Raw genomic sequence first — 14,703 nt, forward strand, 5'->3', positions numbered from 1 at the left:
TTTTTTAACAAACTTACACTAGAGAAAGAGAGGGACAAGCTAGTATGACCTAGCTTACCGCCTATGAATGAATTTCCCGACGTACGAATACCTATAGGAGATTATGTTGAAAAGTTTATCGATTTTCTAGCTATGAATTTCGGATGGCTGTTTGACTTTATCTTCGTGATTGCCTCTACGACGATACGAACGATCGAAACAACTCTTTTAGCCACTCCTTGGTGGGTCATTATGATCATCGTTTTCTTATTAGGATGGTATTTCAACAATATATTTGGAGGATTACTATTTGCAGCCTTCATATTTTTAATAGGATCTTTTGATCTGTGGGCAGATACGATGACTACAGTTGCGATTATTGTCATTTCCGTTGTACTATCCCTCGCAATCGGGATTCCGGTTGGTATATTAATGGCATTTAGCCGAGCATTCTCTGTCATTATGCGACCTATTTTGGATGCGATGCAAACAATGCCTACATTCGTCTACTTAATACCTGTAATTTTCTTCTTCCCTTTAGGAAACGTTCCCGCAATTATCGCGACAATCATTTACGCATTACCACCTGTTATTCGGTTAACTGAACTTGGTATCCGTAATGTTGATGAAGAAGTGATTGAATCTGCTGAATCATTCGGATCTTCACGTAACCAAATGCTTGTAAAAGTACAGCTTCCTCAAGCACTGCCGACAATGATGGCAGGTATCAACCAGACAACGATGATGGCATTGTCTATGGCTGTTGTCGGTTCAATGGTCGGAGCCCACGGTCTAGGTGAACGTGTATTGTATTCAATTAACCAAATCAATATTTCATTAGGTTTTGAAGCTGGTATCAGTATTGTATTTTTAGCAATCATTATTGATCGCATCACTAATGGAGTGGCAGACCGCCTACAAAATACTAGGAGGAGATCAGCATGACCGTAAAAATCAAAGTAGAGAATGTCACCAAGATTTTTGGTCCGCGTCCTAAAAGGGTCATTCCATTAATTGAAAAAGGAACTTCGAAACGTGAAATACTTGAAAAGACCGGCCATACAGTAGGTGTTTATAATGCCAACATGGAAATCATGGAAGGCGAAACATTCGTTATTATGGGCTTGTCTGGTAGTGGTAAGTCAACGTTGATTCGATGCTTCAACTTACTGAACAAACCAACATCTGGTGCTATTTATGTAGATGGTGAAAATATCGTCAAATACAATAAAGAACAATTAAAGTTTTTCCGTCAAAAGAAAATCGCGATGGTTTTCCAACACTTCGGTTTGTTTAGTCACCGTACCGTGATAGAAAATATTGAATATGGTTTGGAAATTCGCGGACTTTCAAAAACCGAAAGACGTAACATCGCTCAAAAGCATATCGATACGGTTGGACTTAAAGGGTATGAAAACCAGTATCCAGATGAACTTTCAGGCGGTATGCGGCAACGTGTAGGAATTGCACGGGCGCTAACTAACGATCCTGACATTCTATTAATGGATGAACCATTCAGTGCACTCGATCCATTAATCCGTAGAGAAATGCAGCTTGAGCTTCTAGATATTCAGACACGTTTACAGAAGACCATCATTTTCATTACACACGATGTCAACGAAGCATTTAGAATTGGAGACCGTGTCGCTGTTATGAAAGATGGAAATGTAGAGCAAGTCGGAACACCGGAAGATTTATTGGAATCGCCTGCCAATGATTATATCGTCGAGTTTACTCGCGAAATCGACCGTTCTAAAGTTCTTCAAGCGATGAATATCATGTCCAAACCGTTAAGCGTTATGAATAGTAAAGACGGCTTGCATGTAGCGATTAAAAATATGGAGGAACATGGGATTTCCAGTGTCTTCATTACCAATCGTGAACGTCAGCTACTTGGTTTAGTCACAATTGACCAAGCGATTGACGGCGTGAAAAACCGTAAAACAATCGATGAAGTGATGTCAACAGACGTTGTCACTGCGCATCCCGAAGAATATGTACAAGATATTATTCCACGCGTTCTAGATTCTAAATATCCACTAGTTGTAGTAGATGAAACAAATCGAATTGAAGGAATCATCTTACGCGTACACGTCCTCTCAAGTATTATTAGTAATACTTCAGAAGACAGCAAAGAAGAGAGTACTGAAGAAAAAAGCATACCTACTGAAACTGTAGTAAATGAGTAAAAACAGGGAAGAAATGGAACTAGCCATTTCTCCCCTGTTTTTTTAGATTTCTTTATTCATTCTTTCCTGATACGCCTGCACTTTCAAACGTTGCCATTTCTTGTACCATACGAACTGCGGATTGAATAATGCTATAAGCAACTACCGCTCCTGTTCCTTCACCAAGTCTCATATCTAGTGAAACAATTGGTACTTTCCCTAAATATTCAAAGGCTTTTTGATGTCCAGGTTCCATCGATTGATGACCGAGTAGCATGTAGTGTAATGCCCCGGGCGCAATTTTGTCCGCTACACATGCCGCAGCAGTAGATATAAATCCATCCAATACGATCGGTATACGGTTTGAAGCAGCCGCAAGCATAGCTCCTACCATCGCTGCGACTTCTAAGCCACCGACTTTACGTAAGATATCATAGCCATCTTCCCTATCGATCTGATGCAATTCAAGCGCTTTTCGTACAACTTCGATTTTATGTAGATGCTGTTCAGATGAAATGCCTGTACCATAACCAACCAACCCTGCAGGATCTAGTTCTGTCACAGTTGCTACAATCGCACTACTTGTAGTGGTATTTCCGATGCCAACTTCCCCAACCACTAGGCAATCTACGCCTTCTTCAAATATAGCGAGTGCTTCTTCATAACCAATCGCTAGCGCTTGTTCGACTTCTTCCTGTGTCATCGCTTCTGTTTGTAAGAAGTTTTTAGTTGCTTGGCGAACTTTTCGATTTTTAACAGGTTCTGAAAATTCTTCTCCCTTCACTCCCACATCAACCAATGAAAACTTCGCCAGCTGCTGTCTGCCGAAGACGTTGATAGCTGCTCCACCTTGCGCCATATTATCAACCATTTGACGCGTCACTTGCTGAGGAAATGCTGAAATTCCCTCGTCTACAACCCCGTGGTCTGCAGCGAAAACGATAATCCCTAGTTGATTCATAACAGGCTGTCGTTGTCCTGTTATTTCAGCGAGTTGCACGACGATTTCTTCTAATCTCCCTAAACTTCCAACAGGTTTCGTTAATGTATCTAAATATTCTTTTGCTTGTATCCCAGCTTCTTTATTCAATGCTGGAATTTCGTAGTTACTCAAAAAAACTCCTTCTTTCCACATGTTTTTCTATTTCAAGTTCACTTCTCTAGTATATCATGAAGTTAAAACGAGGCGCATTCTACTTCTACAAGGTATAATATGAGCTATAAGCTAGCTAACTAGATTTACTATACATAAATTTGGGTATAGCATAATCATAAGACAAAAGGAGACGATGCACATGATTAGTGAAAAATTAGCACAAGCATTGAATACTCAAATGAACAATGAATTTGCAGCAGCTCAAACGTACTTATCTATGGCGTCTTATTGTGAACACCGCAACTATAGCGGATTTGCACACTATTTTCTTCAGCAGGTGGAAGAAGAACGCATGCACGCAATGAAAATCTATTCGTATTTACACGATCGCGGCATCCGCGCCATCATTACAGAAACACCTGCCCCAGCAACTTCATTCGACAACCTACTCCACACATTTGAAGTGGCACTCGAACAAGAAAAAGAAGTGACAAAATCATTCTACAGCATCATGGATTTGGCTTGGGAAGAAAAAGAACACGCAACGATTTCCTTCTTAAACTGGTTCCTTGATGAGCAAGTGGAAGAAGAAGCGACATTCGATAAGCATATCGAATACTTAAAGCGCATCCGTGAAGATAAGAACGCATTGTTCATCTACGAGAAAGAACTTGCAACACGATCATATGTAGATGAATAAAAATGAGGCTAGGCGATACAATCGCTTAGCCTATTTCTTCAATTGGATACGTTCTAAACAACGTTCACAAATACAGTGTTTATACAGTTCCTCTTCCGGAATTTCACGAAACACTTCTTCTGGAAATACTTTATCTGTACACCAACAGCTTCCTACTTCTTTTGGCAGGCCATTTCCGCATTCGTTATTACCTTGGCAAATCGGGCAGACATCTTTCATGAGAGGCTCCTTGTTCATAAACGATGCTTGTCCAACTCTGCCGTATTCTTTTTTTCCAATGCTTCTACTCGTTCTTCGAGTTCCTTATTGCGCTTCATACTTTCCATCGAATATAACCCCGCTAATAATGCAACTACGAATGTTGCGTAATTAAACCACTCCATACACCCCGCCCCTTTACTTTTCTTTTTTTAAGAATTTTTTATACACCAACTTTAATGTGTCCGGTGTTAGATCCATATCATTTTCATACATATATTTTATCGCATATCCAAGAGCTACCGTCATGGATCCTGCTACACTCGCTGCGACGACCATCCCTGCGCCCGGAATAACTTTTACGATTTGGCGGAACGCGGTTTTGCCAATATTTCCGACAACTGTCGCGATAATCAATTCTTTTGCATGGTCTTTCGTAATAGGTTTTCCATATAACGTCGATAGCTTCAGCATTAACCCTACCTGTAACGTCGTTAACGGAACAAAGTCTGCACCTGGAATAGGAGCAGCACCTATTGCTGCCGCAGATGCTCCGGATGCTAAAATCCACCGTTTGGCGATAGACGATTTATCTGCCATATTCGCTGCTAGTAAGACATCCTTATTTACTTGTTTTAGCTGTAGAAGAATTTCTTTTTGCAGCAACTCCATATGTTCTCCCGTTTTCGAAGATATGGGAATAACAGGATAGGCAAACCCAGTATGCTCCAATATATAGTTTACTAAACTGGGAATATCGTCAGCTGCATCAATTTTATTCAGAACGAGTATGATTTTCTTGTTGAGCGTTGCGATTTTGTTCAAAGATTTTAACTCCGTGTCCGATAGTACCGTACCTGCAGCGTTAAGGAAAAATAGGATGACATCTGCTTCATTGTAGAAATTCAATGTCTCTTGTGAATGTTCCTGATTAATATCGTCTAGCCCAGGCGTGTCGACAAATAAAATATTTTCCCTGTAATAATACTTCTGAACCTCTTTCGTCTCGCCTGGTTGCGCCCCGACTTCTGCTACATCTTTTTGCATCAATCGATTGAGCGTAGAAGACTTCCCCGCATTGACATCACCAATCATGGCAATCAAAATTTCTTTTTTCAACTGTTCATTGATATCATTTGTTTCTTGATTAAAAATTTCATCAAATGATTCATCCGACATAAAGTCTGAGACTTTCATGTAAACACATCCATTCATTTTTTAAATTTTCGGTGAAATCATGTGAGAAAAAAGCATCAGTCATTAACCTGCTTCTGACTGATGCCTAATCTGCACTATTGCTCTTCTCTTAATAATAAGGGGAAATCAAAATATACACAAGTACTCCAGTGAAACTAACATATAACCAGATTGGCATTGTCCAGCGAGCGATTTTACGATGACGCTCATTTTCCATATTCCAAGCACGAGCGACACTTGTCAATGCAAGGGGTACAATCGCAGCAGCCAATACAATATGAGAGAACAGGATGAAGTAGTAGAAACCAGCCATAAACCCACTGCCACCAAACGAAGTGGATTCTGCTAAGTAATGATACATCACGTATGTCACTAAAAATAACGCAGTCGTACAAAATGCAGCATAAATAAAACGTTGATGGATCTTCACATTTTTCTTCAAGATGGCGACAAGCGCACACACTAAGAAAACAAACGTAAAACTATTGAAAATAGCATTCAATAAAGGCAAAATCGTAATGTCGAACGCAGTAAAATCCTCGACACCTGGCAACCCTGACAATACACCGATTGCACCGATCAAAAGAATTGAAATAATAATGATCGCTGGACGATAATTACGTTTCTTACATGTAGAGGACGTTGTTGATTGATTACTAAAATTCATCTATTGACACTCCTAATTCTATATTTCTAGCTACCCTACATATTAGCATACCTAACATGCTTTCTGCGTTAACTTTGTGTCGAATTTTGAAATTGAGCGGTAGTTTCTTCATGAAACTCTTCAATGATTTGAATGAATTTATCGATAGTTGGTGTCAAATAAGAATCAGCACGACGGACGAAAACTGTCTTGATGCGACTATACTTCGGTGGCAGATGATAGCAATAGACACTTCCTTTTTCGATCAGATGCGCAACGGTTGATATCGGAACAAACGTCACACCTAATCCTGCGACAACACTGCCGAGTATCGTTTCAAGTGTACCAAATTCCATCATTTTCGTCGGTTTGAACTGTTCATCCTCTAACCATAGTTCGAGTCTCGCTCGATAACCACAGCCCTTTCTAAAACAAAGAATCGGTTCATCTTTAATGTCTTCGATAGATTGAAACGGCTTGTCGGATAGCAGAACTAACTCTTCTTCCAATACTTCATGAACTGCTAAATCAGGATGCACGAAACCTTCCGAAATAAATGCACCGTCTAATTGGTGATTTAGGACTCTAGTTTGCAATCGTTCCGTAACGCCTGTCAGTAACGATAGATCTACTTGTTTATATTTTTTATTGTATCTAGAAAGAATGATTGGTAGCTTGATGACTGTTTCGACAGAGCCGATTTCTAGTTTACCTGATGGTTCATTATCGTTTTGGACAACTTTACGCATTTCATTCGTCAACGATAAGATTTTCTCACTGTAAACGAGCAGTCGTTTTCCTTCAGGCGTTAAGATCATACCTCTGTTATGTCGATTAAATAAAGGCGTCTTGAGCTCGTTTTCTAACTTTTGAATACGTGATGTAATATTCGATTGTACATAGCGAAGCTCTTTTGCCGCTGCCGTAATCGTTCCTTTTTTAGCTACCATTTGAAAGATTTCTAAGTCTTTAAATTCCATGGCTCTCTCTCCTTTTTACCTGTTATCTCTATGGTATCAATAATAATGATAGTAGTCATCATTATTATTCGTTTTACATGATGTCCAATCTTTAGTTTACTAGAGTAAGTACTTCTAGGAGGTTGGGTTTAATGAAAAACAAAATTATTTGGGGAGCGTTCCTTTGCTTCATCGCAAGTGCGTCATGGGGTGCGATGTTCCCAGTTGCCAATAGCGCGTTTAACGCAATTGATCCTTTTTATTTTACTTTGATTCGCTATGTTTCAGTCACAATTGTGCTAATTGTTTTGTTATGGTGGAAAGAAGGGAAACAAGCCTTTCGTTTAGAGAAGAGAGGTTTATCACTATGGTTTTTCGGAACGATGGCATTTGTCGTTTATAATTTGTTCATCTTCTGGGGACAAGACTTAATGGGTGAACCTGGAGTGATGGTCGCTTCCATTTCTGAAGCGATGATGCCAATGATCTCAATCGTTATTATCTGGATGATGAGTCGTCATAAACCTCATGGAATTACATTAACGTTTGTATTTACGGCATTTATCGGTGTGATGCTCGTCATTACAAAAGGTGATTTACGTTCATTCTTGACCGGCACGAATGATATTATTCCATCACTATTAATCTTTATAGCAGTAATTGGCTGGGTGATCTATACGATGGGTAGTAATCATTTCAGTGAATGGTCCGCATTACGCTACTCTACATTAAGCTGTTTGCTTGGGACGATAACTGCATGTGTTGTCGTTTCTATCGTCACATTAACAGGTTATATTTCTGTACCAACATTGGAAGTTGTGCAGACTGTTACACCGCATATGTTATTCATGATTATTTTCCCTGGAATTATTGCGCTTCTTGGGTGGAATGTCGGAGTTCGTATTTTGTCTCCATTGAATGGTTTACTATTCATTAACTTCGTACCCGTGACGACGTTAGTTATTTCATATATACAAGGCTATCAGTTAACGATATTCGATTATATCGGAACGGTATTTATTATTGCTTCCCTTGTCGGCAATAACATATTTATTCGCGTACAACAAAAACGTAAAGACGAGGCACGACAGTACAAAAAGCGATCGATCCAACCTGCATAAGTACAAAAAACAGTTGTCGCAAGTTTGCTTCAACTGTTTTTTGTACTATTAAAATTTAAACCGATGAACGATTTGATTGAGTGCAGCAGCTTGCTCTGTAAGTATGACTGCCTCGTTGGCTAATTGTTGAAAACCTTCAACTTGCTCGTCCATGCCCGCGACCGTTTCAGTGACACTTTCTGTAAACCGTTCGGATATGTTAGTAATTTCGTCAATGATGTTTTCGATTTGTTCGCCATCTTGAATCATTGCTTCTGCATGACGGCTATTATCGCTAATAGCTGCTTTCGTGTCTATAACAGCTTCATTCATTTGTTGAATCGATTGACCGGCGACTTTGACAATTTCTACACCTTCTTGAATCGCATCTGTATTTGACTCTACTTGTTGCACAGCAATTTTAACTTCATTACTCGTGTGCTCCAGTGTGCGTACAACATCATTTGCAAAGTTATTTGTTTCTTCCGCGAGTTTACGGACTTCATTGGCTACAACGGAGAAGCCACTTCCTGCCTCACCTGCACGTGCGGCTTCAATCGAAGCGTTAAGTGCCAATAAATTTGTCTGTTCTGCAATTTTCGTAATCAATGATACTTTCTGAATGACTTGGTTAATTTCATCCGCGACTCGCATAATTTTTTGCGACGACATATGAACCGCGTCATAGATTTGTTGCATTTTTTGTTCTGATTCTTCAATTGCAGCATTACCTTCTGCCGCCGCAACCGAGGCACTTTCTGATTTCGAAAGTGTTTGCTGTATGCGCACTTCCATTTCGCGGATTCCTTGCATCATCGTCAGTACCATAGCGTTTGCTGACTGCAATGAAGATAGCTGCTGTTCTGTGCCACTTTGGAAATTTTGCATCGTCACACCGTATTCTGTAAAGACATTCGATAAGTGTTTCGCTTCGGATGCTTGGACTTCACTAATTCGATCAACGATAGTAGAAGAATGATCTAATTCTTTAATAATATTTTTTGTGCCAATCACAATTTTATTGATTTCAAAACCAATTTGATTAAATTCTGAGCGGGATCGTCCTTTTACTTCCGCGGTCAAATCACCTGCTGAAATTCTTCTAGTTACCTTTCGCCAAGAGCGAATACCTTTCATGACTACTAGATAAAGACTACTCATTGAAATGGCAGATAGAATGAGTGATGCGACAGATAATGTAGCACCTTGAGTAACTGGTAAGTTAAACATATAGGTGATCCATGCCATAACGAGTGCAGGTAAAAGAATTGCAGCAGTCATACCGATGTAAATATATTTTTGATGCTTAATTCGGCCTAAGCGTAAATTATAGCGCTTACCATTCGATTTAAAAATAGGCACGGAGGCATCGATTATTTGCTCTCCTGATTGTCGTTCATATAATTGTAGTAATGGCTGATCAGTGTTCGCCGCTTTTAAACCAATTGGATCAGAAAATATCGTGCCTTCCCACAGTCGGTTAGTATGAATAACGCTACGTCCAGTTTCATCGACAATGACGAAGTATTCATCATGTTGTAGTTCATCGTCTAGCAATTGATGAAGTCGTTTGTAGTTATTGCTAAAAGATTTTTCGTTTTCCACTAGAGGTTTAATTCGTGTTGCTACTTGCTGTACCTTAGTGAGTGCTCTTCTTGCAGATGGCGTACGTAAGATTTTGTCCATTCACATTCCCCTATTCAGTTCTTATCTACTATATAAAAACTATACCATATGGCATGATAAAGGTCACACTAGTTTTCAATGAAATTCGTTATTCTATATGTTCTCGTATCAATAGAACAGGACACTTCGCTAATTTAGCACATCTATAATTTAAATCCCCGAACACTCGTAAAGTCTACGTCTCTATTATTTAATATATCTTCTAGCTCCTGAATACTCTGTATTGTATGGTTCTGTTATCATTGGAATGATTTCCACTGTGCGCTTCGGATTGGGTGCGTGGATCATCTGGCCTTTACCGATATACATCCCAACATGATGCACATTCCCTTTTCCTTTGTTGTAAGCGAAGAACAGTAAATCGCCTGGTTGCAGGTCCTTTTTCAACACCTTCGTTCCCGTAATCGCCTGAACCGAAGCGTCACGAGGTATGTCTATACCGTATTGGCGGTAAACGGAATACGTGAAACCGGAGCAATCTAGACCAAAGCCTGAAGTGCCAGCCCATAGATAAGGTAATCCATCAAAGATTTTTGCTGTGTCCAGAAGTTGACGTGCAGTCGGTTTTGCAATACCTTTTTTGGCATCGACACGTTTCACTGAACTTTTATCAATATATTTGACACCATCCGCTGGTGTTTGAACAGCAAAACTTCCTTGTTTTTCTCCAACAATAGGTAGTGCTGTATTGAAACTAATCGTACGGAATGATTTTTTTCCAACTATATCATTTGTCAAATCCGCTGATCTCGTTGTAACCATTGCTGTATCGCATGTTTTATAATTTGGATAAGTAGTTGTTAGATGATTTTTCGGTAACCAACCTGGGTAACCTTCTTTATGCTTTGGTGAGCTTTGATCAATGACGACAACTTGAGCCCACTCACCTTTCGTCTGCAATACCTTTACTGTTTGACCATAAAGAGCTTGGGTTTCGATTTTGCCGACAAGCCATTGTTTTTCTTTTATGTTCATCGCTGCCACCCATTTAGTAATATCCGGTGTTTTTGCAGTAGCAAATGCATCCACTGTGCGTTGTGCGTCCGGTTGTTTCCATAATGTTGTAACAGGTACGTTAACGACTTGGCGTGCTTCGTTATCGCCGGTATAGCATGCTGGAGTTTCTCTAAAGTTCGGCTCTAAAATCCGTGCAAGAAATACGGCGAAATGGCCTCTTGTTAACGAGTCGTTTGGCTTATACGTATTGTCTAAATAACCTGTTGTGATTGAGCGTACAGCTAATGTTTGGATGTCCTTTAAGGCCCAATAGGAAGCGGGAACATCACGGAAGCGATAAGTTGATACGCCCGTTAAATTGAATGCACGAACGAAGACTGCAGCCATCTGTCCTCGTTTCAAATGACCATTCGGTAGAAATTCTTTATTGGCATTGCCCATGAAAATTCCTTCGTCTACCATTGTTGCAATCAATGAATACTGCGGATGAGATGATTTAACGTCCACTAGTTTAACAGCGGGTCTGTTAGCCATTGGCAGCTTTAATGCACGTTGAATCATGGCAGATGCTTCTAGACGAGTAATCGGTTCATTAATTCTGAACTTTTCATGCGACTTTTCTATAATAATTCCTTTTTCTGCTAAGTAACGGATTTCAGCAGCTGAATTATGCTGATCACTTACATCTTTGAATACAGCAGCAAACGTAGTCATTGGCCATGCTGACACGACAAATATAAGGGTTACTAACAAACCGTATAATCTCCTCAAGTCTAGGACACTTCCATTCTATTAGATTTCATTTTCTTAACTATACCTGCACAATTATTCATTGTATAGAAAAAAAAGAACCCCCCCTATACTAGGAGGATTCTTCAATGTTGAATAGTAGCTCACGGTCTACTTTAATTCAAGTGCATGTTACGATAAAATGTTTTTCAATAGCGCAACTGCCTGATCGATTTCATCAGTTGAAACTGTTAGTGGCGGCAATAGACGAATGACATTTGTTCCAGCTGGCACTACTAGTAAGCCTTGCTGTTCGGCTTGTTGAATGAACGGGCTAATTTCTTCGTCCGAATGAATTCCAACCAACAAACCATTGCCACGGATAGAATACTTTTCAGCTGGTAATGCTGCTTGAAGCTGTGCTTTCAAGTACGCTGATTTATTTTGTACGTCTTGTAAAAATGCCGGTTCAAAGACATGGTCAATAACTGCTTGCGCTACAGCGACTGCCAACGGATTTCCACCGAATGTCGTGCCGTGTGAGCCAGGACCGAATGTTTCGAATAACTCTTTACCGGCTAGCAATGCACCGATTGGGAAGCCACCACCCAGGCCTTTTGCTAATGATACGATATCCGGCTTCAATACCGTCTGTTCATATGCATATCGAGTCCCTGTTCGACCGATACCTGTTTGAACTTCATCGATGATTAGTAAAATTCCATGTTGCTCACAAATATCCATCACCGCTTGCGCGAATGCAGGATCGATGGAATTGACGCCACCTTCTGCTTGGATGACTTCTAGCATAATTGCCGCCACGTTTTCATTGGCTGCGTTCTTTAGCGCTTCGATGTCGTTAAACGGTAAAGCTTCAAAGCTTTGAAGCATAGGGCCGAAACCTTGTTGAATCTTTTCTTGGCCTGTTGCAGCCATTGCGCCGAATGTACGGCCATGGAAAGATTGCTTGAACGTTAAGATATGATGCTTACCCGTATGCTTTCTCGCAAGTTTAATAGCTGCTTCATTCGCTTCCGCTCCGCTATTACAAAATAATGCATACGCAAGATCCGTGTCTTTCACTAAAGATTCAGCTAATTTTTCTTGCTCAGGACTTTCGAATAAATTGGAAATATGCCATAGTTTTTCCCCCTGCTGCTGTAACGCCTTGACGATCGCAGGGTGTGCATGGCCTAAACTGACGACAGCGATGCCGCTCGTAAAGTCCAAATAGTCTTTTCCTTTATCGTCTGTCACGATGGTGCCTTGTCCTTTGACTAGATGCACCGCACGTCTTGCATAGTTATTAAACAAAAAAGTCACGCGATTGCCTCCTCATTGGTTATGACCGTACCAGTAAGTTGCTGACCGACAATCTGCACAGAAGGGATGCCCGCTTCTAAACAATCGATCGCTGCTTGTACTTTCGGAATCATTCCACCGTAAATATCTTCCGTCTCAATCCAGTGATGAATAGCTGAAGGCACTACTTGCGCTTGCGGTTTATCATCAATTTTTATGCCTGGTGTATCAGTAACAAGAAGTAAACTTTCCGCATTTACAGCTAACGCAATCTGACTAGCTACTGTATCCGCATTGACGTTCAAAGGCTCACCTGCAGCTGTTGCACCTATACAAGAAATGACTGGAATTACGCCTGCGTCTAGCAAAGTGTCAAGGATATCCGTTTGCACTTGTTTGATTTCACCTACATAGCCATACGTTTCAAAATCAAGCAAATCACAAGTGAACAGATTTGCATCGAAGCCACTAAGTCCGATTGCTTTCACACCTTCACGATTGAATCTGTGAACAAGCGCCGGATTGACTTGACCAATTAAAATCGATTGTACGACACCAATCGCTTCGCCAGACGTGACACGGAAACCATTCACTACAGAAGATGTAATGCCTCTGTCTGCTAATTCCTGATTGATATTCGGTCCGCCACCATGGACAATTACTAATTGTATGCCTTGTTGCTGTAATTCTTTTATACGATTGAAAAATGATTCACTTAACTCATCGAGCATACTGCCACCGAGCTTAATGACCTGCCGTTTACGTACGGTAGGTTGCATTGATTTGGACGTAGTCATACGTTAGATCGCACCCCCATGCCGTTCCTTTACCAGTTCCCTGGTTTAGTTCTACTAAAAACTTCACTTCATGCTGCTTCAAATAAATAAGTAATTTTTCTTCTGAAAATGGAATCGGTTCCCCCGCTTCTACTACAAGCGTATCCCCGATATAGATTTTGATAGCTTCTGGATCAATCGTTGCGCCACTATACCCTACTGCAGCGATAATACGACCCCAGTTTGCATCACAACCGAATACAGCTGTCTTGACAAGAGGTGATCCAACAACCGATTTAGCAATTTTACGTGCTTCTTCATCGGAAATTGCACCTGTTACTTTAGTTTCGATTAATTTTGTTGCTCCTTCTCCATCTTTTGCGATCATTTTCGCCAAGTCACGTGCAACTGCATGCAAAGCGTTGACGAATGACTGCCAATCAGGATGATCAGGTGTTAGCGTGTGGTTCCCCGCCAGGCCGTTCGCCATCACGAGTACCATATCGTTTGTCGACGTATCACCGTCTACTGTAATGGAGTTAAAAGTAACGTCTGTAATTCCTTTTAGTGCTTGTTGCAAATGCTCCGATTCAATGTTCGCATCTGTTGTGATGAAACCTAGCATCGTCGCCATATTCGGCTCAATCATCCCTGAACCTTTTGCGACACCTGCAATGATTACTTCACGCTCATCAATGCTCGTTGCATACGCTGTATTTTTTGTCACCGTATCTGTCGTTAAAATAGCTTGTGAGAATTGAATAGAACCTTCTAATGTATCCAATGGCTTTAGTTTCTCAATACCTGATAGTAATGGTTCCATTTTCATCTGTTCGCCAATCACACCTGTAGAAGCGATCCCTACTAAATTTGGGTCGATTCCTAAATGTTCGGCCGTTTTTTGTTGCATCGTAAACGCGTCTTTCATACCTTGCTTGCCTGTACACGCATTGGCATTGCCCGAGTTGATAACGATTGCTTGCATTTTCTTCGTTTCATAAACTACTTGTTTCGTGACAGCAAGCGGAGCCGCCTGGATAGCATTCGTTGTGAAGACACCCGCAACACTTGCTGGAACTTCGCTGACTAATAAAGCTAGGTCGTTTTTCTTATGCTTTAGACCGCAATGGATACCGACTGCCTTAAAACCTTTTGGTGAGATAATATTTTTACGCGAAATGCGCTTCATGCTTTCAATCGTTTCCATAAT

At 40.6% G+C, this 14,703-nt stretch carries 15 protein-coding genes; 4 read left to right on the forward strand and 11 right to left on the reverse strand.

Features of this window, described 5'->3' with window-relative positions; translation table 11 throughout:
* Nucleotides 1–63 precede the first annotated feature (63 nt).
* Together ORD22_RS07115 and ORD22_RS07120 are read left to right on the forward strand one after the other, a co-directional pair.
* On the forward strand, nucleotides 64–924 hold the full coding sequence (locus ORD22_RS07115) for an ABC transporter permease (protein WP_317645238.1): 861 nt from the start codon (nucleotides 64–66) through the stop codon (nucleotides 922–924).
* Nucleotides 921–2,168 carry a quaternary amine ABC transporter ATP-binding protein gene (locus tag ORD22_RS07120; RefSeq protein WP_317645239.1) on the forward strand — a complete coding sequence of 416 codons (1,248 nt, stop codon included), beginning with the start codon at nucleotides 921–923 and terminating at the stop codon, nucleotides 2,166–2,168. Before ORD22_RS07115 ends, ORD22_RS07120 begins: the two co-directional genes overlap by 4 nt.
* 52 nt (nucleotides 2,169–2,220) lie before the next feature.
* On the opposite strand, the gene cobT is transcribed toward ORD22_RS07120, so the two are convergent.
* A complete protein-coding gene (gene cobT, locus ORD22_RS07125; protein ID WP_317645240.1) occupies nucleotides 2,221–3,282 on the reverse strand; it encodes a nicotinate-nucleotide--dimethylbenzimidazole phosphoribosyltransferase in 1,062 nt (353 codons plus the stop codon).
* A gap of 160 nt (nucleotides 3,283–3,442) precedes the next feature.
* On the opposite strand from cobT, the gene ORD22_RS07130 reads away from it, so the two are divergent.
* On the forward strand, nucleotides 3,443–3,943 hold the full coding sequence (locus ORD22_RS07130) for a ferritin (protein WP_317645241.1): 501 nt from the start codon (nucleotides 3,443–3,445) through the stop codon (nucleotides 3,941–3,943).
* A gap of 30 nt (nucleotides 3,944–3,973) precedes the next feature.
* On the opposite strand, the gene ORD22_RS07135 is transcribed toward ORD22_RS07130, so the two are convergent.
* The 5 genes from ORD22_RS07135 to ORD22_RS07155 form a co-directional block, all read right to left on the reverse strand.
* Nucleotides 3,974–4,180, reverse strand: coding sequence for a cysteine-rich CWC family protein (locus ORD22_RS07135; protein ID WP_317645242.1), 207 nt, complete (start codon nucleotides 4,178–4,180; stop codon nucleotides 3,974–3,976).
* A complete protein-coding gene (locus tag ORD22_RS07140) occupies nucleotides 4,177–4,326 on the reverse strand; it encodes a hypothetical protein (RefSeq protein WP_317645243.1) in 150 nt (49 codons plus the stop codon). Before ORD22_RS07140 ends, ORD22_RS07135 begins: the two co-directional genes overlap by 4 nt.
* A 13-nt stretch (nucleotides 4,327–4,339) precedes the next feature.
* Entirely contained in the window at nucleotides 4,340–5,338 is a 999-nt protein-coding gene (locus ORD22_RS07145) for an Era-like GTP-binding protein (protein ID WP_317645244.1), read from the reverse strand.
* A 109-nt stretch (nucleotides 5,339–5,447) separates the two neighbouring features.
* Nucleotides 5,448–6,005, reverse strand: a complete 558-nt coding sequence (locus ORD22_RS07150; protein ID WP_317645245.1) for a DUF420 domain-containing protein — start codon at nucleotides 6,003–6,005, stop codon at nucleotides 5,448–5,450.
* A 68-nt stretch (nucleotides 6,006–6,073) separates the two neighbouring features.
* A complete protein-coding gene (locus tag ORD22_RS07155; protein WP_317645246.1) occupies nucleotides 6,074–6,964 on the reverse strand; it encodes a LysR family transcriptional regulator in 891 nt (296 codons plus the stop codon).
* Between the two features lie 131 nt (nucleotides 6,965–7,095).
* On the opposite strand from ORD22_RS07155, the gene ORD22_RS07160 reads away from it, so the two are divergent.
* Nucleotides 7,096–8,064: a DMT family transporter gene (locus ORD22_RS07160; RefSeq protein WP_317645247.1), complete on the forward strand. Its 969-nt coding sequence runs from the start codon at nucleotides 7,096–7,098 to the stop codon at nucleotides 8,062–8,064.
* A gap of 48 nt (nucleotides 8,065–8,112) precedes the next feature.
* On the opposite strand, the gene ORD22_RS07165 is transcribed toward ORD22_RS07160, so the two are convergent.
* From ORD22_RS07165 to argJ, 5 genes are all read right to left on the reverse strand, one after another.
* Nucleotides 8,113–9,729 carry a methyl-accepting chemotaxis protein gene (locus ORD22_RS07165; protein ID WP_317645248.1) on the reverse strand — a complete coding sequence of 539 codons (1,617 nt, stop codon included), beginning with the start codon at nucleotides 9,727–9,729 and terminating at the stop codon, nucleotides 8,113–8,115.
* 186 nt (nucleotides 9,730–9,915) lie between these two features.
* Entirely contained in the window at nucleotides 9,916–11,439 is a 1,524-nt protein-coding gene (locus tag ORD22_RS07170; RefSeq protein WP_317645249.1) for an S-layer homology domain-containing protein, read from the reverse strand.
* 168 nt (nucleotides 11,440–11,607) lie between these two features.
* Nucleotides 11,608–12,738 carry an acetylornithine transaminase gene (argD, locus tag ORD22_RS07175; RefSeq protein ID WP_317645250.1) on the reverse strand — a complete coding sequence of 377 codons (1,131 nt, stop codon included), beginning with the start codon at nucleotides 12,736–12,738 and terminating at the stop codon, nucleotides 11,608–11,610.
* A complete protein-coding gene (argB, locus tag ORD22_RS07180; protein ID WP_317645251.1) occupies nucleotides 12,735–13,514 on the reverse strand; it encodes an acetylglutamate kinase in 780 nt (259 codons plus the stop codon). Before argB ends, argD begins: the two co-directional genes overlap by 4 nt.
* On the reverse strand, nucleotides 13,477–14,700 hold the full coding sequence (argJ, locus tag ORD22_RS07185; protein WP_317645296.1) for a bifunctional ornithine acetyltransferase/N-acetylglutamate synthase: 1,224 nt from the start codon (nucleotides 14,698–14,700) through the stop codon (nucleotides 13,477–13,479). Before argJ ends, argB begins: the two co-directional genes overlap by 38 nt.
* Nucleotides 14,701–14,703 lie beyond the last annotated feature (3 nt).

The organism is Sporosarcina sp. GW1-11, from assembly GCF_033088395.1.
GTDB lineage: Bacteria > Bacillota > Bacilli > Bacillales_A > Planococcaceae > Sporosarcina.

Coding starts and splice junctions, on each gene's coding strand:
- ORD22_RS07115 (WP_317645238.1), top strand. CDS start 64: ATGAATGAATTTCCCGACGTACGAATACCTATAGGAGATTATGTTGAA.
- ORD22_RS07120 (WP_317645239.1), top strand. CDS start 921: ATGACCGTAAAAATCAAAGTAGAGAATGTCACCAAGATTTTTGGTCCG.
- cobT (WP_317645240.1), bottom strand. CDS start 3,282: ATGTGGAAAGAAGGAGTTTTTTTGAGTAACTACGAAATTCCAGCATTG.
- ORD22_RS07130 (WP_317645241.1), top strand. CDS start 3,443: ATGATTAGTGAAAAATTAGCACAAGCATTGAATACTCAAATGAACAAT.
- ORD22_RS07135 (WP_317645242.1), bottom strand. CDS start 4,180: ATGAACAAGGAGCCTCTCATGAAAGATGTCTGCCCGATTTGCCAAGGT.
- ORD22_RS07140 (WP_317645243.1), bottom strand. CDS start 4,326: ATGGAGTGGTTTAATTACGCAACATTCGTAGTTGCATTATTAGCGGGG.
- ORD22_RS07145 (WP_317645244.1), bottom strand. CDS start 5,338: ATGAAAGTCTCAGACTTTATGTCGGATGAATCATTTGATGAAATTTTT.
- ORD22_RS07150 (WP_317645245.1), bottom strand. CDS start 6,005: ATGAATTTTAGTAATCAATCAACAACGTCCTCTACATGTAAGAAACGT.
- ORD22_RS07155 (WP_317645246.1), bottom strand. CDS start 6,964: ATGGAATTTAAAGACTTAGAAATCTTTCAAATGGTAGCTAAAAAAGGA.
- ORD22_RS07160 (WP_317645247.1), top strand. CDS start 7,096: ATGAAAAACAAAATTATTTGGGGAGCGTTCCTTTGCTTCATCGCAAGT.
- ORD22_RS07165 (WP_317645248.1), bottom strand. CDS start 9,729: ATGGACAAAATCTTACGTACGCCATCTGCAAGAAGAGCACTCACTAAG.
- argB (WP_317645251.1), bottom strand. CDS start 13,514: ATGACTACGTCCAAATCAATGCAACCTACCGTACGTAAACGGCAGGTC.
- argJ (WP_317645296.1), bottom strand. CDS start 14,700: ATGGAAACGATTGAAAGCATGAAGCGCATTTCGCGTAAAAATATTATC.